Raw genomic sequence first — 21,647 nt, 5'->3', positions numbered from 1 at the left:
TTGATATTTAGAAGGTAAAATTTTATGTGGAATAAAATAGCCGATTATATTCTTAAGCATAGGGTGCTTAATATTTGTATTGTAGTTGTTATATTGATATTTTTGATTTTCGAAGCTTCCAAGGTTAAGATGTCATACGAGTTTGCGAGAACTCTTCCTGACACGGATTCAACGATGGTGATATATCAGAGGTTTCTTGATGAATATGGACAGGATGGCTGCATGGTATTTGTTGGTGTCAATGACCCTGATATCTTTGAATTGGAACGTTTTCAATCATGGTATCATTTTAATGAAGCTTTGAATAAGGTGGATGGGGTTACAGGATGTCTTTCCGTATCTAAGATGTATAACCTTGAAAAAATAGACAGTCTTAAAACTTTCTCCTTGACTGATGTGGTGCCTTGTTGTCCTGTTACACAAGAAGAAATTGATAGTATCAGGTCTGTCATCGACAATCTTGTAGTGTATGAAGGCTTGCTTTTCAATACGGAAGATGATGTGTATATGGTGATAATCAATATAGATAAGGAATTGGTTAATACTAAGAAACGTGATAAGGTTATTAATGACATAGAGCAAATAGTTACACAATACGGCAGTGATAACGGTCTTGAGATGCATGTTTCAGGAATGCCGTATATCAGGACGATGACAACAAATAAAATGAAAGTTGAGATAGTGGGATTTATATTATTGTCTATTGTTGTTGCAACTACTATATTGTTGTTGTTTTTCCGTTCTTTTAAGACTATAGTTTCAATATTGGTAATCGTAGGATTGTCAGTGATTTTTATGTTTGGTACTTTGGGATTGCTTGGTTATAAGGTGACGATTCTGACCGGTGTGTTGCCACCATTGCTTATAATAATAAGTGTTGAGAATTCCATTTTTCTGTTAAACAAGTATCATCGTGAATATTTGCGCCATAAAGACAAGATGATAGCATTGAATATTGTTATTCAGCGTATTGGTGCAGCCAATTTGCTTACTAATGCTACTACGGCGGCGAGTTTTGCTTCGTTTATTATTACCGGAAATGAGATGTTGGTGCAATTCGGGGTGGTGTCATCTATAAATATATTATTGACTTATTTGATGACAGTGGTGCTTATACCAACGTTTCTCAGTTATCAGAAAGCACCTGCAGGCCGACAGTTTGATTATATGTCTAACAACAGATTAGGCGTTTTTTTGAATATGGTTTCCCATATTGTGGAAAAAAGACGTTCTGTGATTTACACAGTTGCGACAGTGTTGATAATTGTAGCAGTTTTCGGTGCGCTAAAACTTGAAACGACAGGCTGTGTCGTCGATGATATATCAAAAAAAGATAAGTTGTATAAGGATCTGGTGTTTTTCGAGAATCATTTCAATGGCGTCATGCCTTATGAAATAACGATAGATACCAAGAAACCTAAGGGAATACTTAAAACATCGTTTATCAATAAGATACAACAGTTGGAAGATACTCTTGCCATGTATCATGAATTTAGTAAGCCACTTTCTGTTGCCGAAGTCGTCAAATTTGCAAGGGCATCATTTTATAATGGCAACAAAGATTATTACAAGATTCCAAGCAATAGGGAATTTGCTTTCATAATGAATTATATGCCCGAGATTGGGAATGGTGTTTCCGGTGGTTTGCTTGATTCTTTTATAGATGGTGAGATGCAAAAGACACGTGTCAGTGTGCAGATGGCGAATGTCACGACACCCAAGATTGACAGTATCAACGAGTCACTGAAACCCAAGATAGCAAAGATATTTCCACCTGAAAATTATGATGTTACAATAACCGGAAGCAGTATAGTGTTTTTGGAGGGTACCAATTATTTGATAAGAAACTTATTGTATTCTTTGATATTGGCTTTCGTAGTGATTGCCATATTGTTGACATTGACTTTCAGATCATTTAGAATAGTGTGTATATCATTGATACCTAATATAATACCATTGTTGCTCACAGCAGCGATGATGGGATTGTGCGGTATTCCGTTGAAGACATCATCTATATTGATTTTCAGCATAGCTCTGGGTATAGGTGTCGATAATACCATACATTATTTGTCACGTTATCGTTTGCATTTGAAATCCAATGATGGAGATGTAAAAAGATCTGTTTTTGATGCCATCATGGAGACCGGACCAAGTATGATTTATTCGGCTATTGTGTTGATATGCGGCTTTCTTATCTTTGCCTTTTCTTCGTTCGGTGCGACACAAGTGGTAGGATATCTCGTTCCGTTTACTTTGTTGATAGCTTTAATTACCAATCTTATAATTTTGCCTTCACTTATTTTGACTTTTGGAAATAATAATGATGTTAAAGACGTTAAGTAATTGATAATAAAAAATGAAATTATGACAAGTGTCGAGAAAATACAAGGTCTTATTGCTGAATTTATTGAGGCTCAGGATTTTACCGGTGTTCCCATGGAGTTGTACGAGCCTATAGAATATATTATGAAGCAAAAGGGCAAACGTATGCGTCCGACGTTGAGTTTGCTTTCGTGCGACATGTTTGGTGGTGATATAAGAGAGTGCCTTATGCCTGCTGTAGCTGCCGAGGTGTTTCATAACTTCACTTTGGTTCATGATGATATCATGGACAGGGCGGCCTTGCGTCGTGGCATGGAGACGGTATATCACAAATGGAATGCTGATGTCGCTTTGTTGTCAGGTGACACCATGTTGATAAAAGCATTTCTTTATGCACTGAATACCAATCCGTTGTATTCATCCGACGTGCTTGCCGAACTTTGTAAGGTGGCTTTGGAGGTCTGCGAAGGTCAGCAGTTAGACCTTAATTTTGAGACTGCCGATAATGTGAGTCTTGACGATTATCTCGAGATGATACGTCTTAAAACTGCCGTCTTGTTGGGTTCCGTGCTGAAAATAGGTGCTATTGTGGCTGATGCAGATGCAGCCTCGAAAAATACTGTTTATGATGTCGGTATCGACCTCGGAATGGCATTCCAGTTGCAGGACGATTTGTTCGATTGTTATGGCGATGTGAAGGTCTTTGGAAAAATGCCTGGCGGCGATATTGCTGATAATAAGAAGACTTATCTGTATATCAAAGCATTGGAATTGGCTTCCGAAGAAGATAAAAATATACTGACAAACCTTTTCAAAATGCCTAAAGGCAGAGATGAGAAGAAGTTTACGGCTGTGCTTGATATTTATGCCAAATATAATATCCGCGAGATTGTTACTGCTGTGATGACAGATTATTATAATAGCTCCCTACAGCATCTCGATAAAATCAGTCTTCCGGAAAACAGGAAAACTGTCTTGAGAGAATATGCTTCCATTCTTTATAATAGAGTTAAATAAAGATTTTTTAATGCTGTGTTAAACATTTTTAGTTGTTGTTAGTTAATATCATATAAAATTCATATTATGAAAACACTTAACAAGATTTCTATTCTGGTTGTCGAAGATGATCTTAACTTACGTAATCAGCTGAAAGAATGTTTGGAAGCAGTTGAATACAAGGTGTATGTTACACGCAGCAGTGTCGAAGGTCTTGAGATATTTAAGAAATACGACATTGATTTGTGTATCTATGGAGTAGAACTTAATGAGACCGACGGTTTTGCCTTGGCAGCGCAAATCAGAATATTGAACCCTGATATGCCTTTCATTTTTATTGCAGACAAAGGCATGCATGTCGATATGTTGAAAGGATTCGAGTTCGGGATAGACGATTATGTTCTTAGACCTTTCTCCAATGATGAACTGTTGTTGAGAGTAAAGTCGGTGATGCATCGTATGGAACGAAATAATCCGTTTACTTATACTCTTGGAGATGATAAAATAACTTTGGGTAAGTTTATTTTCGATACCAAGAATATGATGCTGATATACAACGGTAAAGAACAGTCGTTGACGAGAAAAGAGGCTGCTTTGCTAAAAGTGCTCTATGACAACAAGAATGAGTTGTTGACACGCAAGAAAGCCTTGAAAATGATATGGGGCAACAGTGATTATTTTATTGGTCGCTCCATGGATGTGTTCATTGCTCGTTTGAGAAAATATCTTAAAGCTGATCCCAATGTCAAGATAATGACGGTACATGGCGTGGGATTTAGACTGATTATCAATGAAGATGTGCCACAAACAGAATCTGTGACTGTTGACAAGGATGTTACGGCATAAACAGACAACTGTCTCCGTAACTAAGGAAACGGAAATCGTTGTCAAGAGCATAATGGTAAGCTTCTTTCCATTTGTCGCCTATCAGAGCAGACACCAATAATAATAATGTACTTTTGGGTTGATGAAAGTTGGTGATCAGTGCCTTGGTAATCTGAACAGGATACGAAGGTGCTATCATTAATGCTGTCGTGGCATGTAATGCTGTCATGCCGTATAAGTCCAAATATTCGGTTATTATTTTTAATGAATCTTCTACAGAAAGAAGTTTTGTTCTTTCTTTGTATGGAAACCATTGATCTACATGTAGATGTCTGTTGTCCATGCCTTCTTCTGCAAGCATCATGCCAATCCAATAGATGGATTCGAGGGTGCGCATGCTCGTCGTCCCAACAGGTATAATGGTTTTATTTATGTTTTTTATTAGATTTTCGATACATGTCTTTTTTATTATGATACTTTCAGAATGCATTTCATGTTCGCCTATGGTGTCGGAAGACACCGGGCGGAAGGTGCCGGCGCCGACATGAAGTGTGATTTCTTCAAAACTGATGCCTTGTTTTTTGAGGTCATTAATAAGATGCTCAGTAAAATGCAACCCTGCTGTAGGAGCGGCAACGGAACCTTCGTATTTGGCAAAGACAGTCTGGTAGCGTTCTCTGTCGGACGGTTCAGCATCACGATGAATATATGGAGGCAGTGGTATCTCGCCGGCGGCTTCCAACACTTCTGCAAAACTGAGTTCCTCCGGAGTCCATCTCAGACATACCACTGAATAGGCATCATGTTGCTCTATTCTTGTGGCTTTTAATATGACTTCGCGACCTTCTACGGTAAGTGTCATGGAAAGGTCTCCGTCTTTCCATCGACGCGAATTGCCTACAAGACAACGCCATTCTACCGAGCCTTGCGAACTGAATGCCAACTGATAATCACCACAGTGACTGACAGGCTCTAAGCAGAATACTTCAATGGCTGCTCCACTGTCTTTTATAAATTGCAGTCTCGCACGTACTACCTTGGTTTCATTGAAAACGAGCAAAGAATCTTTAGGTAAAAATTCTCCTATGTTTTTAAAATGAGATTGACATATCTTGTTGTCTTTCAATATTAAAAGTTTAGAATCGTCACGTTCTGCCAATGGATATACAGCGATACGGTCATTAGGTAAAGGATAATCGTATTCTGAAATATTAATATTTTTAACATCTTTTATCATTTTGCAAAAGTAATAAAAAACGTGTATATTTGCACAAAAATATAATTATGGCTTTTCCTCTGTTAAATAATGTATCCAAAAAGACTTCTATAATATTGTTTTTTGTACTTTTCGTTTTTGGATATGTTTTTTCTTCTCTGTTGGCTGTTTTGATAACAGGCATGTTGAGCGGTTATATGTCTGAGTTGAATATTTTACGCGTCGTTCAGATATGCGGACAGTTGTGTATGTTTATCCTTCCAGCATTATTGTATGTGTCATTGGTGAAGAAATATCCTGCTAAGGCATTGGGATTTAATCGTATGCCATTGTATGGTTGCATAGGTGTGTTGATGATATTTTTTATTGTTCCGATAAATGACTTGTTGCTGAAATGGAATGAGAGTATTACCTTGCCGGAATCATTGAGAAATGTAGAGTGTTTTTTTAAAGAGATGCAGAAAGTGGCAGAAGAGACTACTGATATAATGCTGAATGTCGATACAATAGGAGGCTTAATACTCAATATTATCATGGTGGCGGTTCTTGCTGCCTTAGGAGAAGAATTGGTGTTTCGTTCTTTGATTCAGCCTTTCATGATAAGGTCGTTTAAGAATGCACATCTCGGAATATTTTTTACCGCTGTGCTTTTTTCAGCTTTTCATTTTGAGTTTTATGGATTTCTGCCGCGTCTCGTGCTCGGTATGCTGCTCGGATATATGTTTTTTTATACCCGCAGTATCTGGACTTCAATAATAATGCACTTTATCAATAATGCTATTATTGTAGTGCTGTATTATCTTAATAATTTAGGATTGACCGATATAGATGTTGAAACTATTGGAAGGACTGACAATTTCTTTGTTCTTGCCGGAAGTGTAATTCTCATGATAATTTCTTTTATTATCACTGTTAATTGCTATAAAAAATATGACAATGAAACTGTTATTTACGATAGATAAGGTTCTAATTATCAAGTTCTTGAAGTTCGGAGCAGTAGGTTTTTCCGGTTTGATTGTGGATTTCGGACTGACGAGCCTTTTCAAAGAAGTCTTTCATTGTAATAAGTATCTCAGCAATACGATAGGCTTTGTTAGTGCAGCTACGTCCAATTATGTGTTGAATCGTTTGTGGACGTTCCAAAGTCATAATGAAGCGATAGGTGCCGAGTATTTACAGTTTATGCTTGTCTCTGTCATTGGCTTGGTAATCAATACGACTGTTCTTTATATCGCAACCGATAAATTCAAATTGAATTTCTATTTCAGTAAAATTATTGCAATTGGCGTAGCTACACTTTGGAATTTCTTTGGCAACATGCTAATTACTTTTGCATGATTTTTTTCTTGTTTTACAATATTTTGCGTTTGCTGTATTGTGATTTTCAAGAAACGGCAATGTGGATGTTTCGTAATCTACATATCGCATCTAAAGTGGATAAGTTTTGCCTTACAACCATAATCAAAACTGTAATGTTGCTATTTATTTTAAGGCTGAGTTAGTAATAAAGTTGTTTTTGGTCCAACTGATCTGCAAGTGAACAATAGGGATTTTGATGTTTTTTTATTTTATCATAACAATCTGAAAGGTTTTAATAAAAAAACACAAAAATTAGCAGATTTCTTGATTTGTTTATCTGATAATCAATTCAAAATCTATGGGATAACCATTTATATGATTTATAATCAATCTTTTAAATATTGAGATTTGATATGATGCCTTACTGTTAACAGGGCGGAACTGCCACCTATTATTATTATGGTGACAAACACAAGTATTATATCTGTCAGTTGCAATGCCACGGGATAGGCATCGATGACATAATTGCCTTCTCCCATTCTTATTATGCCGAAATGTTGCTGTAATGCCACTGCAATGATTCCTGCCATGAGTCCTAAAAGTCCTCCGACTACTGAGATGATAGTACCTTCAGTGAGAAATATTCTTTTTATCAGGATGTTATCGGCACCAAGTGAACGTAAGATTCCTATATCTTTTTTCTTTTCTAAAATCAACATGCTTAATGAACTGATAACATTGAATGTTGCCATTATCAAAATGAAAGCGAGTATCATAAAGACGGCAAGTTTTTCGGATCTCATCATCTTGTACATGGTGGCTTGTTGCTCGTATTGGTCGTGAATATAATAATCGTCACCTATGATGTCGTGAATTTCCTTTTTTATCTTACTCACATTTGTAGTTGTAGTAAATACTTCTATTTCTGTTGACAGACTGTCATAACCTATCAGGTTGGACAGCCAATCAAAAGGAGCTATTATCAGTTTCTCATCTGTGTCCTGTTGGGTAGAAAACAGGTCTTTCACGAGAAGTGTTCCGCTGCTGAAACTGTTGTCTATGTTGAAAGACGATGCGTTACCGCGTTTAGGGACAAAAACCTGAATGGAAGAAAACATGTCAAAAATGTTGACTCCTAAATAATAAGCCATTCCGGCACCCGGTATCCCGTAGTTCCTGTTTGCAACTCTCACTTCAAAAACGCTGTCGTTGAGTATGGTACCTCTGATTCTTTTTATATTTCCGTATTCGTCCGGCACGCCTTTTATTTTCCCGATTTGTTGTCTGTTGTCGTTTTTAAAAAGAGCATCTTCTGTGATGGTAGGGAAGACCTGTTCGACAAACCGTATCGTTTTAATATCTTCTACGGGAAATTCTCTGAGGTTGATAGTCTTGCCACTCTTTGCCGTAATACTGATGTCAGGCGACAATTGATGTATAAGATTTGTTATAACAGACTCGAAACCATTGAACACAGACAGCACGAATATCATCGCAAAAGAAGCAACACAAACGCTAATCACTGATATCCATGTGATTATGTTAATGAGATTGTGACTTTTTTTTGCTAACAAATAACGTGTTGCTATGTATAATGGCAGTTTCACGACATTGTCATTATTCTTTTAATAAACTATCAATTCTCTCAATATAATCGAGTGAGTCGTCTTCATAAAATTGAAGTTCAGGAATAATTCTTAACTGGTGTCTTACTCTGTCACCCAACATTTTGCGAATGGATTTAGTCATCTTGTTGACTTCCGCCACTACGTTTTTTTTAACGTCTTTTTCGGGACCGAAAATACTAAGATATACTCTCGCATACGAAAGGTCAGTAGTGACATTGACTTTTGTCACGGTTATCATTATTCCACCATGTGTCTTTATCTCTCTTTGAAATATATCACTTAATTCTTTGAGAATCAGTTTAGAGATTTTTTGTTGTCTCGTTGTTTCCATAATGCAAAAATATGATAATTTGTATTATCATAACGAAAACCATTAATGTTTTTATTTGTTGAAATGCAAAAATATCATCTTATGGAGAAACCTCGACTTACATTTAGGCAGATTTGGAATATGACTTTCGGTTTTCTTGGGATACAGATGGGTTTTGCATTGCAGAATGCCAATGCAAGTCGTATCTTGCAGACTTTTGGTGCTGATGTGGAACATCTGTCCTGGTTTTGGCTCGTCGCTCCGGTTACAGGTATGATAGTTCAACCTGTGATTGGACATTACAGTGACAATACATGGAATGCTTTGGGACGTCGCAAGCCGTATTTTCTTTTCGGTGCCATAATGGCTTCCATTGGTCTTATTCTCATGCCTAATTCATATCTTCTTGCTGCGGTTCTGCCGCCTCTGTGGATAGGGGCTGGTCTTCTGATGATTATGGATGCTTCCTTCAATATCGCCATGGAGCCTTTTCGTGCCCTGATGGCTGACAAACTCCCGTCTTCGCAACAAACTCTCGGTTTCTCGGTACAGACCCTGTTGATAGGTATTGGTGCCGTGTTGGGATCCTGGCTGCCTTATCTGCTTTTTAATGTCTTTGAAGTGAACGATATTGATGAAACAGGTGTGCCTCGTAATGTGAAACTCTCGTTTTTGATAGGTGCCGTAGTCCTTATAGTTTCGGTGTTGGTGACTGTCGTCACTACAAAAGAATATTCTCCCGAGATGATGCGTCGTTTCAACAAGTCTAAGATAAATGACGATGCTAAGGTGCGTTTCTCGGATATATTTACCGATTTGTTCAACATGCCGCGTACCATGAGACAACTTGGTGTGGTTCAGTTTTTTACGTGGTTTGCTTTTTATTCCATGTGGGTATTCACCACTCCGGCATTGGCTCAACATGTCTGGGGACTTTCTCCCGGTGACACTACATCGTCTTCATTCAATGAGGCAGCTGATTATGTAGGTGTTATTTTCGGTGTATATAATCTCACGGCTGCTTGTTTCGCCATGGTGTTGCCTCTTTTGGCACGCCGTCTCGGTCGCAAGACAACACATTCATTATGTCTTTCCATAGGTGGGTTAGGCCTTGTTTCCATGATTTTTGTCAATAGTCCTGACATGAAATGGATGCTTAATATCTCTATGGTGGCTGTCGGCATAGCATGGGCAAGCGTACTCGCAATGCCATACGCCATTCTGTCAGATTCTTTGCCTCAGAAAAAGATAGGCGTTTATATGGGACTTTTTAACTTCTTCATCACTTTCCCACAAATACTTAACGGAATTTTTGGAGGCATGCTGGTAAAATACCTCTACAACGGTAATGCCGTTTTTTCTCTTGTCACTGCAGGTTTGTTTTTGATTATAGCTGCAATTGCCGTACAAAGAGTGCGCATTGAATAATATGTGTCATTCTTTGATTTTGCTGTCCATGATGATAGTAACAGGTCCGTAATTTGTCAATGACACCTCCATCATGGCTCCGAAAGAACCGCTTTGAACATCACGCCCTGAGATTTCATGCAGACGACGCAAAAACATCTCGTATAATGGTATGGCATGTTCCGGTCGTGCCGCTCTGATAAAACTCGGACGATTGCCTTTCTTTGTCATGGCATGCAAGGTGAATTGACTTACAACCAAAAAAGACCCGCCGACTTGTTCTATGTCAAGGTTCATGGCATCGTTGTCATCGGCGAAAATACGTATCTTGCTTAGTTTACGACATAACCATTCGACATCTTCTTCATCGTCGGATTCTTCAATACCTAACAATATCATCATCCCAATGCCTATCTCCGCTTTTATGTGTCCTTCTATAGTTACTGAGGCTTTAGATACTCTTTGTGCCACTATTCTCATCGGAGTAATCTTAAAAACGAAAGCAATAACGTAAAAATACTTGTTTTATTGTGTGAATTGATATTTTTTTTCTATATGACATGAATCTGCGTTTGTTGAGGGATAATATGACGATATATGATATAAATTAGTAATTTTGCATGATAAAAAACATGGTTATTATGGTACGTTTAAGTGTTAACATTAATAAAATAGCTACGTTGCGTAATGCTCGCGGGCACAACATGCCTGATGTACAAAAAGCTGCTATCGACATAGAACGTTATGGTGCTGAAGGTATTACAGTGCATCCGCGTCCCGATCAACGTCATATCACTTATAAGGATGTGCAGTTGCTTCGTCCAATTGTCAAGACGGAATTCAATATTGAAGGTTATCCTTCTGAAGATTTTATCAAGTTGGTTATTGACAATCATGCCGATCAGGTGACTTTAGTTCCGGATTTACCCGGACAGCTGACGTCGGACCATGGATGGGATACCAAGACATATAAAAAGGAACTGTCTGAGATCATAGCACGTTTCAAGGACGCAGGAATACGTACTTCTATTTTTGTAGATGCCGTTCCGGAGATGGTGTACCATGCTGTCGAGACAGGCACAGACCGTGTGGAGTTATATACCGAAAGTTATGCCTCCGGCTATGCTGCCAATCCCGAGGCTGCCGTACTTCCTTTTGTCAAGGCAGCCCGCGCCGCCGTGGAGGTGGGTCTCGGCATCAATGCAGGTCACGACCTTAACCTCGATAACTTGAGATATTTCGCTCAAAACGTTGAAGGACTCCTGGAAGTGTCTATCGGTCATGCTTTGATATGCGATGCTCTGTATCTCGGTCTTGAAAATACTGTACACATGTATAAAAGATGTCTGGAATTTTGAGGTGTCTTCATCGTTTTTTAACATGTTTTTATTTAAAAATTATTGTTATTTTTCTTGGAGATATCATTGTTTTTATTAACTTTGTAGTCTCTGCATGTTATATGCGTAGATAAATATAATGTGTCATGCGTTTGTTTTACAGGAAATATGGTGATGTTGGAAATCCTGTCATTGTGGTGGTGCACGGGCTGCTCGGTTTGTCGGACAATTGGGATTATTTCGGCAAGCATTTTGCCGAACTGGGATATCATGTCATCATTCCCGACATGCGTAACCATGGACAGTCGCCCAGGATGGAGACGTTTAACTATTCCGTGATGGCTTCTGATGTTATGAAAGTTCTTAAAGATGAGAATGTTACGCGTTGTTCTGTCATAGGTCACAGCATGGGTGGCAAGATAGCCATGATGCTCGCTTTCCGTCATCCCGACATGGTGGAGCGTCTTGAGATTCTTGACATTAGTCCACGTCAGTTTGATTATCCGCTTCAGCATGTTGATTTCATTGATGCCATGTCGCATGTCGATTTGAAAAAAGTGACACGACGCAGTGATGTGGAAGATGAACTGTCGAAGAGAAATTATGAGAAAAGAATAGTGCTTTTCCTTCTTAAAAACCTGTCTTACAGCCGTGAAAAAGGATTCCGCTGGAAACCTTATCTCAAAGCAATAAATCGTAATATTGAGGAGATAGGAAAAGGTTTTGACCCTTCGTTGCATTATTCAGGAAAGACACTAATTATAAAAGGTGGTAAATCGGATTATATCATTGAAGAAAAAGATAAACCTTATTTTGAATGTCATTTTTCTGATTATAAGATTGTTACATTGCCTGATTCGGGGCATTGGATCCATGTTGACGACCCGGTGGGTTTTATGAAAACTACGGAAAGTTTTTTTATGTCGAATAAATGATTTTTATAAATTTGCAACCTAAAAAATAAGTTTATGTTGTTGACAAAAGAAAATGTAATAGAAGTCCTTAAGGAAGTAGTCTATTTCCCTAAGGGAGGAAATATTATCGAACTTGGAATGATCGATAACCTTAATGTTGAAGACGGTTTTGTCAGATTTAATATTATTGTCGATGATATTGAAGATGACAAGAACAATTTCCTGGTGGAGACAGCAACGAAATATATAAATGATGCTTTTGGCAATATCAAAATAGATGTATCTCTTATGTTGTCCAAGACCAACACTTTGGCACATATAAAACATATCATAGGAGTGGCATCCGGCAAAGGAGGTGTGGGTAAATCGACAGTGGCTGTAAATCTTGCCGTGGGTCTTGCTACACAAGGCATGAGAGTGGGAATCCTGGATGCTGATATTTATGGTCCTTCAGTTCCTATCATGTTTGGTACTGAAGGTTCCATGCCCAAAACTTGTGAAAGAGATGGCAAGACTTTTATGATTCCGGTAGAGAAATTTGGTGTCAAAATGTTGTCTATAGGTCATCTTGTCAGTGGAGAGACACCGCTCATCTGGCGTGGACCTATGGCGTCGAGTGCTTTGAATCAGCTTATGACAGAGACAGATTGGGGCGAGTTGGATTTCCTTGTCGTTGACATGCCTCCGGGAACAGGCGACATACAACTGTCGCTTGCACAAAACTATAAGCTCGCGGGTGCCATAATAGTCACTACACCGCAGAAAGTGGCTTTCGCCGATGTGCGTAGAGCAGCCAACATGTTTATCCATAGCGGCGTTAATGTTCCGGTCCTCGGTCTTGTGGAGAATATGGCTTATTTTACTCCATCAGACATGCCTGATAAGAAATATTATATCTTCGGACAGGGACATGGCGATGCTTTCGCTAAGGAACTCGGCGTGCCTTTCCTTGGTCAGATACCTATAGACGAGAATATCGCTGCTGCCGGAGACAAGGGCACTCCTTTCTCGTTCAGTAACTTCTCACCTGTGACTGCCGCTTTTGAGAAATTGGCTAAAACAATAATAGATAAGTTTTGAGTATGAAAAAAGAAGATATCATAAAAAAAGTAAACAACGTCCTTGACCAGATACGTCCTTATCTTGCAGCTGATGGCGGAGGTGTTGATTTCGTTGACCTTACCGATGATTATGTAGTGTTGGTGAGACTTACCGGGGTATGCGGTGACTGCCCTCATAGTACTCAGACTCTTAAGAACGGTATTGAGAAAACTATGAAAAGCGTACTGCCTATGATAAAAGCAGTGGAAAAAGTGTAAACTATTAACATAAAAATTTAAAACAATGAAGAAAAATTTATTCTTAATCAGCCTCTTGGCTATGTTGTTGACCGGCATCACTTTGCAGGCACAATCAACATATACCATGATTACATCTTCTGCAGAACTTGAAGCCGGTGCCAAATATCTTATCGTTGGCTTCACGGAAGATGGCGCAGCCTATGCTATGGGCTATCAGAAGTCTAACAACCGTTTTGCTCTCAATGTGGCTGAATCCGGTGGTAGCATCACTGTCACTGTGGCTACAAATTCCACTTCTGCAACAGAACCTTTTGAGTTTGAACTCGGTGGTACTGCCGGGGCATGGACAATCTATGATGCTCTCAACGACGGTTATCTCTATGCCGGTGCAAGCGACAAGAATTATCTCAAAACGCAGAATCCTAATAATGCCAATGGAGAATGGAATATTGAGGTCGCAGGCAATGGCTCTTGTGTCCCTACTGCTCAAGGCGAGAATACACGTAATATTATGCGTTTTAACGACAATGACTCTGAAAATGTGTTGTTTAGCTGCTATAACAGCGCTTCTACCGTCATCAGTCCCGTGTATTTCTTCAAAGCAGGTGGAGTTCCTGTAATAGATCCGGAACCGACTAACTATCCTACTAACTTCATTGCTGAAGTGGACCGCAACTCCATAGAACTTTCTTGGGATGATGCCGTTTCAGGCGCTCAACTTCCAAGAGCTTATCTCGTCTTGGGTTCTACATCTGCAATAACAGTACCTGTGGATGGAATGGCAGTGGCAAATGATATAGACGCTTCTGATGGTAATATCGCTTATAATGTACTACAAGGTGATGAAGATATTACCTTTGAAGGTCTTAATCCTAACACTACGTATAATTTTGCCATATTCCCCTATACTAATGGAGGAAGTAATATAGATTATAAAACTGATGGTTCTTATCCTACAGCAACGGCAACGACTGCCAATATGGCAACTTTATTAGATGTAGATTTTGAAATCTCTCTTGCTCCGTTTACTGCTTACAATGCTTTAGGTGACCAGGAGTGGACCGCAACATCATATAATGGTGTGACATACGCCTATATGAATGGTTATGCCGCTGGCGCTTCCAATGCTAATGAAGACTGGCTTATAACACCTAATATGTTTGCTAATGGAGGCTATACAAATGTGTTCTTTAATTTTGAGTCTGCCTATAAATTCGATGGAGACCCTATCAGAGTGATGCTTTCTACAGATTATGATGGAGTAAGCGAACCAAGCGACTTCACGTGGATAGATATTACTTCGAACTTTACTTATTCTCCTGGCAACTATGAATGGACGGAATCAGGAGAGGTTAATCTCGCTAATTTGACAACGTTGAATAACAATACACTGTATGTGGCATTCGTTTATACTTCCAATACTACTGCTGCTGCATCATGGGAGATTACCGATGTAGAGGCTTTCGGTCAGGGCTATCTTTCTGTTGAAGATAATATGATGACAGAGGTGTCTTTACATCCGAATCCTACTTCAGGAAACCTTTCTATCAATATTGACAATGATGCTGTCATGGAGATACGTGATATTGCAGGAAGAGTGGTTATGAAAGGCCAGCTTTCACAGGGAGAGTCTGTTATCAATGTTTCAGAACTTGGACAGGGCGTTTATGTCATTGGTCTTAGATTCGACAACGGCTCTGTGGCAATGAAGAAATTTATCAAGAAGTAAATTTGATCAGTATAGTTGAAAAATTGGAGGCTGACTGTATGTCGGCCTCTTTTGTCTAAACTGTTTGTTGATAATGATGTGACGTTGCGCTATGTTTTGGAATTATCTGTCATATCTTTTTAAAAGCCATACTAGTTTCAGATTGCATTCGCCATTGGTTTTCGCTTTATATAATAAGGTGTGGCATGATTTGCCAAAGAAGGATTATCAGGATGAATTGTTGTCAAGACTTGAAGTTTTTATGACTGAGCATCAATCTGTGTTTAAAGAAGGCGACTATGTCATGATTTTTGAGGGTCATCATGAAGATAAGCATAAGATGAATGTTTGGAATGACTTGAAAAACAATGAGAAAGTACGTCTCTCGGTCGATTTTTACCGTTTTGGCCTGCTTTTTGTAATGGATAGGAAAGAGAAAGAAGATTTTATGTTAAGATAATAAGAACAATGAGTATGAAAATATACACTAAAACCGGTGATTCCGGAACCACATCATTAGTCGGAGGGACAAGGGTTTCCAAAGATGATATACGCCTTGAAGCATACGGCACTGTTGACGAGTTGAGTGCTTTTGTGGCTGTATTGCAGGACTCGGAAGGCATAGATGACTCGCATCTGCCGGAATTTGACAGGATACAAGTCAATCTGCTTGTCATTGAAAGTCTGTTGGCAACTGAAAATGACTGCGAATACAAGAAAAACATGCCTCAGCTTCATGAAGAAGAGGTAGATAGATTGGAGCGATGGATTGATGAACTGACAGACAGTCTGCCGCCATTGAGAAATCTCGTCATACCCGGTGGTCATATACTTTCTTCCAAATGTCATCTCTGTCGTACAGTATGTCGTCGTGCAGAACGCCGTATAATTGGACTCAGTCGTCAATATCCTGTCAATGAGGTGATAATGAAATACTTGAATCGTTTATCGGACACGTTTTTCGTATTGTCGCGTTATTATCTTAATAAATTCAATAAAGAAGAAAAGCCTTGGAAACCATGATGTTGGTAAAAATTTTGATGTTTATTAAAAATAATGCTTGACAAATTCTTAATATGTATTATTTTTGCGCCCTAAATAAAATCAAAATATAAAATGTACTGGACATTAGAATTAGCATCTAAATTGGAGGATGCACCATGGCCTGCAACTAAAGAGGAATTGCTCGATTGGGCCATGAGAGTAGGTGTTCCTCAGGAAGTTATTGAAAATCTTCGTGAAATAGAAGATGAAGGCGACATATATGAACGTATTGAAGATATATGGCCCGATTATCCTACCAAAGATGACTTCTTCTTCCATGAAGACGAATATTAATAAGGTAATTGGTTATCAATTAAATAAAAAAAGATTCATAGCTAACTATGAGTCTTTTTTTTGTTTAAATATGACTTGTTTGGAAAATGTTGTTGTCAATCAGTTCTTTATGATATTTTTTTCTTGATGTGGAAGTAGTTGTAGATAATGAATTCATTGCCTTCGTTTTTTCCATCGGTATTTTACGCTTTATCTGCTTTTGTGTTTACAAGTTTCCAGATATTGAACATCTTCAACATTTTATTGGTCTTTGAGTCTATGAAATTTCTGTAATCCGATGCTAATATGGCAATCAGAATGAAGATAGAAGCAATGACTGCATAACCATATACTTCTTTGAGACTTACCATAATGATTTGTCTTTGAAATTCATTATACAGTGAGGTGAATGAATCTGTGTTTTGATACATACAGTCGATGTAGCTTCCTAAATTTGCAATGTTTTCCTGTTTTGCATAGTTGAAAATGCGTTTTATGATGGCTGAGTTTAATGGTCCTCCGAAACTGGTTCGTATGAATCCTATGACACACATGGCTTCAAAATAATAATTGAAGCTTACACAACCCGCTAATGCGTATGTTAAGGAAGTATAGACAATGCTTACTCCGGCTCCTTTGAATATTAGCGGCAAATAAAGCATGTATTTTTCTGTAGAGGCGTCAATCAGAAAGTAAAGCAAGGTTTGGTAAATCATGAATGAAAAGAACCCTGTCAAGACAATCTTTTTGATACGCCAGTTCCATTTTTTCAAGGCTGAATAAAAGAAACTTGTTCCCAAGATTATCCCTGTTACTATACCCCAGTTGAGATCGGCGTTGTGCCGTGCATCAAAATTTAATATTGCGGATGTAAATGTATTCTGAATGGAAGTTGAAGTAGCAGACATTAACGTCATGCATCCGAAAAGTATGAATATGAACAGCATGTTATGCTGGGAGAATGTCCCGGGATTGATGTACGGATGCCTGATGGTGCAGGCTCTGTAAAGGCACATCATTAACAGTATTATTGAGATGATGATAGCAGTAGGTATCTCTTCTCCGTCAAACCAGTCAAAATGTTCTCCGTAAACACAGATGAATACTATGCATAACAACCATAAGCTCCACAATATCCCTCCTATATAATCAATGCCTTTGAATGGTATGTACGGTCCTTGCCGGTAATGACGTCTCATGCAGAAATAAATCAAGGCAAATATCAGTATGAATGCCCCAACAGTTAATCGGTGCATTGCTTTCCAGTCGAAGGCATATATGCTGTATCCTGTAGCAATATTGACAAGTTGGACGCTGCCTAAAACAAAAGTAAACAAAAATGGGAAAAATATGGCAAAATCACGTTGAGGTGTAATTTTGAGCTGTATGTTGTTCCAACATACAAACGTGCTGACTATCTTGAAAAAACCGCTGATAAATGACAGCAAAACTACTAATGGCAGAAAGTCGGATACCATGCACAGAAAGTCGCTTATGATGAATATTATAGCGGAAACAAGGAGAATGTCTCTTGTGTTGAATCTGAAAAGTATCCTGAACAATAGCGGGAAAGCCATCGTTAGTCCTGTCATGGAAGCATATCCCGCCATCATGATATCTTCGGTTATCCACGACAGACTGCCGCCATTGAGAAATCTCATCATACCCGGTGGTCATATACTTTCTTCCAAGTGTCATCTCTGTCGTACAGTATGTCGTCGAGCAGAACGCCGTATAATTGGACTTAATCGTCAATATCCTGTCAATGAGGTGATAATGAAATATTTGAATCGTTTGTCGGAGATTTTTTTCTATTGTCGCTTTATTATCTTAATAACTTCAATAAAGAAGAAAAGCCTTGGAAACCATGATGTTGGTAAAAATTTTGATGTTTATTAAAAATAATGCTTGACAAATTCTTGATATGCATTATTTTGTAACCTAAATAAAATCAAAATATAAAATGTACTGGACATTAGAATTAGCATCTATATTGGAGGATGCACCATGGCCTGCAACTAAAGAAGAATTGCTCGATTGGGCCATAAGAGTAGGTGTTACTCAGGAAGTTATTGAAAATCTTCGTGAAATAGAAGATGAAGGCGACATATATGAACGTATTGAAGATATATGGCCGGATTATCCTACCAAAGATGAATTCTTCTTCCCTGAGGACGAATACTAACATCCTCAAAGTAAATTAAACGATTTGATATCAGCGGGATGGGTAATGTGGTTTGCTTGTTTCGTTGTGTTTTTAAGGTGTATAGGCTGTGATGGGCTTATTAAAATTACGTTTTTTTAATGGGAGTTTGTTTGTCTAAAATACATTACCTTTGCAATAACAAAATAGTAAGAAAGAGCGTGTGATAAAACTAAAGAAATCATAGTTCTAAACGTCTCTTGCTTGTTAGAGATAATTAATAAAATCAAGCGATATGATATATTCTTATGACTTACTTGCTACAACATTTCGATTGCATTGTGATAACGCAAAGCACCGTATTTGGATATGTACCCCATTTATTGGTGGCATAAATGACGTCTTGCGTATTATAGGCGGTTCTTGGAAGAGAAGTGATATTGATTTCAGAGTTATTACAGATATAGAAACGGGTTTTATTCGACAGGATACTTTTGATGATTTTATTGAGAACCATCCGAATTCTATTAGAACCTTAAAAAGTTTACATGCTAAGATTTACATTGTTGATGATTGGTGTTTGGCCTCTTCAGCCAATCTCACAGGAACAGCTTTCAGCAGAAGATATGAGATTGGAACTGATGACGTTAATATAAGTGAGGTGGAAACATTCTTCAATACACTTTGGGAAAATAAAAAGACCAAACTTGTAACATCATGGAGCAAAGGCAAGAAACAATACCAGATTGAATTTGAGGATGGAGGTGTCGGATATGATAAACTGACGAACTTACCGACATACTCCGCACGGATGGGAAAAATGGATAAGTATCTCGCACAGTGCTCCAAATACAAAACCTTTGCTAAGAATTATGAAAAGATTACGGGGCGATGTCGAGATATGGTTGAAGATGGCTTTACTCTTCTTCAAGAAGTAGATTATTTATTCAATTATCTTGAACATGTGGTTTGCGTTTCCAAAAAACTGACAAAAGTTCAACAGCGTACAGAATTCTCCCAAAATTCTTTGATCAAAAAATATTTTGAAGAAATATCAACGCATTACAAGCAGAATAGGGATTATGAACTCAGAAGAATCAACAGTACTAAACTGGTCAAGGAACTAACTTCCCCATCAAGGATAAAGACAATAAATGAAGAAGAAGTTCGAGCAGTTCTTGATACATTCAATTGCTTTGGACTTGGAAGAGACATGCATGGACATGCCTCAAATTTTATCAAAGAGAATTCATTGAGCGATATTAGGTATCATTGGGATGCTTTGCTGAACCACGGAGATATTACAGCTGAAAAAGTGAATGAATGTTGCAAACTCAGACATTGTCGTGATTCGAGTGTTAGCGAACTTATAGCATGGCGATTCCCTGGCAAATATCCAATTATGAATACGTGCTCTAAGAAAGGGTTATGGTTCTTTGGAATTGATGGATAGGTCTAATCTGTAAGTCAAGATATAATGCTAAATTTTTCTTTTATTATTTTAATATTTTGCGTTTTAGCTGAAAAATAGAATGTTATATTTATATTGTAATTAAGGTGTAAAAACTACTAATATGGAAATATCATCGCTTGAACAATACGTGCAAAAATATCACGAAAAAGTAACAGCAGAAAATGCCGGACAAGTGATAGCCGAATTTGACGAAAATTGGAAACATTTTACGAAACATATGGATGATGAAACACCAAAACGATTGTCAAAATATGGGCTTGCACTTATAATACTTTCTTTTGGGTATTATGAATTACAAAATATAAATAAAAGGGGTATCACTCGCTTGTCCGAACTGATTTATGAATTTGATTTAGACAGTAATGTCAAGTATCAGTTTAGTATAAAACAATCTTTATTTCTAAATCTTGGTTTGTGCTGGCACAAATTAGATTATGACAACCGAGCTGTTGAAGCATTCAAAAAATATATTTATTATTTGATTATCGTATCAAGTCACACTGCATATAGTCCAACTGCTTATGCCTTTAGAAAATGTACGAACTTTCTATATCAGTCATTGGTAAACGAACAATTGAATCTATCATCGCCTACTACATTCAACGACCCTTTTGATTGTCCTATAAGAGAATTATTGAATAATGGAGATGATATTTCAAAATTACAACTACAAGCATATAAAGATTGTTTGAAAATTGCGTGCTTCACAAGTAACATAAAATTGCCTTATTTTAATGAATCAGATGATGGGCATGGTGGATTTATTTTTAATGAAAAGAAGCATAGAAAAGACAAAAAAGAATTTTTGAATACTTTGATGTGGGCTCATTATGCCGACTCGCATAAAGGAATATGTATCAAGTATCATTTTCATCATTCTATGACGAAATTGGCTGGTGATCACAATGGCATCGTTGCCTATTTCAAAGATGTTAAATATTCTAACGGAGAAATGAGTAAATACTCAAATAAAGATGCCATAAACTTAGAAGATGCTTTTTTTCTGAAAGGGAAGGACTGGGAATATGAAAACGAATTACGTCTTCTTCTTTACGACTTGAATAATCAAGATACTTATGGTACAATTAATATTCCCAATTGTATTGAAGCTATCTATTTTGGGTTGAAATGTTCGGATAAGGATAAAGAAACCATATTAAATATTATGAGTTCAAAACAGTTCGTTCAAAAAGATATAGAAGGGAATGTATTTACTACAAAGCCAATTGAATTTTATCAAATGGTTTTAGACAAAAAGCATTTTGGACAACTTAAAGCAATGAAATTGAAATAATTTTTTCATATAATCAAAACTTGTTGCTTTTTGTTTGTCCATCATTCCCTCCTAAACTTCAGCCGGTGAGGTTTGTTTGGACAAATTTTATCAATATTGCTTTTTAAAATTCTAACAACTGCTTATTTTACCATTATAATTGATTGTAAATCAATG

The 21,647-nt window shown here is 37.7% G+C and carries 23 protein-coding genes; 18 read left to right on the top strand and 5 right to left on the bottom strand.

What is annotated here, in order from left to right:
* Positions 1–24 precede the first annotated feature (24 nt).
* The 3 genes from ACZOVS_RS03040 (at position 25) to ACZOVS_RS03030 (ending at position 4,164) form a co-directional block, all read left to right on the top strand.
* Positions 25–2,343, top strand: coding sequence for an efflux RND transporter permease subunit (locus ACZOVS_RS03040; protein WP_483995758.1), 2,319 nt, complete (start codon positions 25–27; stop codon positions 2,341–2,343).
* Between the two features lie 21 nt (positions 2,344–2,364).
* Positions 2,365–3,339 carry a polyprenyl synthetase family protein gene (locus tag ACZOVS_RS03035; protein ID WP_483995757.1) on the top strand — a complete coding sequence of 325 codons (975 nt, stop codon included), beginning with the start codon at positions 2,365–2,367 and terminating at the stop codon, positions 3,337–3,339.
* Positions 3,340–3,405: 66 nt separating this feature from the next.
* Positions 3,406–4,164, top strand: coding sequence for a response regulator transcription factor (locus ACZOVS_RS03030; RefSeq protein WP_483995756.1), 759 nt, complete (start codon positions 3,406–3,408; stop codon positions 4,162–4,164).
* Here ACZOVS_RS03030 and ACZOVS_RS03025 read toward each other — a convergent pair.
* On the bottom strand, positions 4,154–5,380 hold the full coding sequence (locus ACZOVS_RS03025) for an S-adenosylmethionine:tRNA ribosyltransferase-isomerase (protein WP_483995755.1): 1,227 nt from the start codon (positions 5,378–5,380) through the stop codon (positions 4,154–4,156). The genes ACZOVS_RS03030 and ACZOVS_RS03025 overlap by 11 nt on opposite strands.
* A 47-nt stretch (positions 5,381–5,427) precedes the next feature.
* Between ACZOVS_RS03025 and ACZOVS_RS03020 the strand changes: the two genes are divergently transcribed.
* Both ACZOVS_RS03020 and ACZOVS_RS03015 read left to right on the top strand, forming a co-directional pair.
* Positions 5,428–6,321 carry a lysostaphin resistance A-like protein gene (locus ACZOVS_RS03020; RefSeq protein WP_483995754.1) on the top strand — a complete coding sequence of 298 codons (894 nt, stop codon included), beginning with the start codon at positions 5,428–5,430 and terminating at the stop codon, positions 6,319–6,321.
* Positions 6,296–6,697 carry a GtrA family protein gene (locus tag ACZOVS_RS03015; RefSeq protein WP_483995753.1) on the top strand — a complete coding sequence of 134 codons (402 nt, stop codon included), beginning with the start codon at positions 6,296–6,298 and terminating at the stop codon, positions 6,695–6,697. Before ACZOVS_RS03020 ends, ACZOVS_RS03015 begins: the two co-directional genes overlap by 26 nt.
* Positions 6,698–7,044: 347 nt before the next feature.
* Here ACZOVS_RS03015 and ACZOVS_RS03010 read toward each other — a convergent pair whose 3' ends face one another.
* Together ACZOVS_RS03010 and rbfA are read right to left on the bottom strand one after the other, a co-directional pair.
* Positions 7,045–8,265: an FtsX-like permease family protein gene (locus ACZOVS_RS03010; protein ID WP_483995752.1), complete on the bottom strand. Its 1,221-nt coding sequence runs from the start codon at positions 8,263–8,265 to the stop codon at positions 7,045–7,047.
* Positions 8,266–8,275: 10 nt separating this feature from the next.
* The gene (gene rbfA / locus ACZOVS_RS03005; RefSeq protein WP_483995751.1) at positions 8,276–8,617 is read right to left on the bottom strand and encodes a 30S ribosome-binding factor RbfA; all 342 of its coding nucleotides are present in this window, start codon (positions 8,615–8,617) and stop codon (positions 8,276–8,278) included.
* An 81-nt stretch (positions 8,618–8,698) separates the two neighbouring features.
* On the opposite strand from rbfA, the gene ACZOVS_RS03000 reads away from it, so the two are divergent.
* Positions 8,699–10,024, top strand: a complete 1,326-nt coding sequence (locus tag ACZOVS_RS03000) for an MFS transporter (protein WP_483995750.1) — start codon at positions 8,699–8,701, stop codon at positions 10,022–10,024.
* A gap of 6 nt (positions 10,025–10,030) precedes the next feature.
* Here the strand turns inward: ACZOVS_RS03000 and dtd are convergent, their stop codons facing one another.
* Complete coding sequence (dtd, locus tag ACZOVS_RS02995) at positions 10,031–10,483, bottom strand: D-aminoacyl-tRNA deacylase (RefSeq protein ID WP_483995749.1); 453 nt, start codon at positions 10,481–10,483, stop codon at positions 10,031–10,033.
* A 161-nt stretch (positions 10,484–10,644) separates the two neighbouring features.
* On the opposite strand from dtd, the gene ACZOVS_RS02990 reads away from it, so the two are divergent.
* The 8 genes from ACZOVS_RS02990 to ACZOVS_RS02955 all read left to right on the top strand — a co-directional run bounded on the left by ACZOVS_RS02990 (position 10,645) and on the right by ACZOVS_RS02955 (position 16,601).
* Positions 10,645–11,361: a pyridoxine 5'-phosphate synthase gene (locus ACZOVS_RS02990; protein WP_483995748.1), complete on the top strand. Its 717-nt coding sequence runs from the start codon at positions 10,645–10,647 to the stop codon at positions 11,359–11,361.
* A gap of 125 nt (positions 11,362–11,486) precedes the next feature.
* On the top strand, positions 11,487–12,275 hold the full coding sequence (locus ACZOVS_RS02985; RefSeq protein ID WP_483995747.1) for an alpha/beta fold hydrolase: 789 nt from the start codon (positions 11,487–11,489) through the stop codon (positions 12,273–12,275).
* A 33-nt stretch (positions 12,276–12,308) separates the two neighbouring features.
* The gene (locus tag ACZOVS_RS02980; protein WP_483995746.1) at positions 12,309–13,334 is read left to right on the top strand and encodes an Mrp/NBP35 family ATP-binding protein; all 1,026 of its coding nucleotides are present in this window, start codon (positions 12,309–12,311) and stop codon (positions 13,332–13,334) included.
* A 2-nt stretch (positions 13,335–13,336) separates the two neighbouring features.
* A complete protein-coding gene (locus ACZOVS_RS02975) occupies positions 13,337–13,573 on the top strand; it encodes a NifU family protein (RefSeq protein WP_483995745.1) in 237 nt (78 codons plus the stop codon).
* A 25-nt stretch (positions 13,574–13,598) separates the two neighbouring features.
* Positions 13,599–15,284 carry a choice-of-anchor J domain-containing protein gene (locus tag ACZOVS_RS02970; RefSeq protein ID WP_483995744.1) on the top strand — a complete coding sequence of 562 codons (1,686 nt, stop codon included), beginning with the start codon at positions 13,599–13,601 and terminating at the stop codon, positions 15,282–15,284.
* 91 nt (positions 15,285–15,375) lie between these two features.
* Positions 15,376–15,723, top strand: coding sequence for a hypothetical protein (locus ACZOVS_RS02965; protein ID WP_483995743.1), 348 nt, complete (start codon positions 15,376–15,378; stop codon positions 15,721–15,723).
* A gap of 14 nt (positions 15,724–15,737) precedes the next feature.
* Entirely contained in the window at positions 15,738–16,286 is a 549-nt protein-coding gene (locus ACZOVS_RS02960) for a cob(I)yrinic acid a,c-diamide adenosyltransferase (RefSeq protein WP_483995742.1), read from the top strand.
* A gap of 93 nt (positions 16,287–16,379) precedes the next feature.
* Positions 16,380–16,601 (top strand): DUF2795 domain-containing protein, encoded by a 222-nt coding sequence (locus tag ACZOVS_RS02955; protein ID WP_483995741.1) that lies wholly within the window; start codon positions 16,380–16,382, stop codon positions 16,599–16,601.
* Positions 16,602–16,783: 182 nt separating this feature from the next.
* Here the strand turns inward: ACZOVS_RS02955 and ACZOVS_RS02950 are convergent, their stop codons facing one another.
* Complete coding sequence (locus tag ACZOVS_RS02950; protein WP_483995849.1) at positions 16,784–18,244, bottom strand: efflux MFS transporter permease; 1,461 nt, start codon at positions 18,242–18,244, stop codon at positions 16,784–16,786.
* Between ACZOVS_RS02950 and ACZOVS_RS02945 the strand changes: the two genes are divergently transcribed.
* From ACZOVS_RS02945 to ACZOVS_RS02930, 4 genes are all read left to right on the top strand, one after another.
* Positions 18,171–18,479 carry an ATP:cob(I)alamin adenosyltransferase gene (locus ACZOVS_RS02945; protein ID WP_483995844.1) on the top strand — a complete coding sequence of 103 codons (309 nt, stop codon included), beginning with the start codon at positions 18,171–18,173 and terminating at the stop codon, positions 18,477–18,479. The genes ACZOVS_RS02950 and ACZOVS_RS02945 overlap by 74 nt on opposite strands.
* Positions 18,480–18,543: 64 nt before the next feature.
* The gene (locus ACZOVS_RS02940) at positions 18,544–18,765 is read left to right on the top strand and encodes a DUF2795 domain-containing protein (protein ID WP_483995740.1); all 222 of its coding nucleotides are present in this window, start codon (positions 18,544–18,546) and stop codon (positions 18,763–18,765) included.
* A gap of 292 nt (positions 18,766–19,057) precedes the next feature.
* Complete coding sequence (locus ACZOVS_RS02935) at positions 19,058–20,176, top strand: phospholipase D family protein (RefSeq protein WP_483995739.1); 1,119 nt, start codon at positions 19,058–19,060, stop codon at positions 20,174–20,176.
* A gap of 121 nt (positions 20,177–20,297) precedes the next feature.
* Positions 20,298–21,491 carry a DUF2971 domain-containing protein gene (locus ACZOVS_RS02930; protein WP_483995738.1) on the top strand — a complete coding sequence of 398 codons (1,194 nt, stop codon included), beginning with the start codon at positions 20,298–20,300 and terminating at the stop codon, positions 21,489–21,491.
* The last annotated feature ends 156 nt before the right edge of the window (positions 21,492–21,647 follow it).

The sequence above is a fragment of the Candidatus Limimorpha avicola genome (assembly GCF_056978975.1).
The sequence above is the reverse complement of the archived record's forward strand: the minus strand, read 5'-3'. Positions and strand labels throughout refer to the sequence as shown.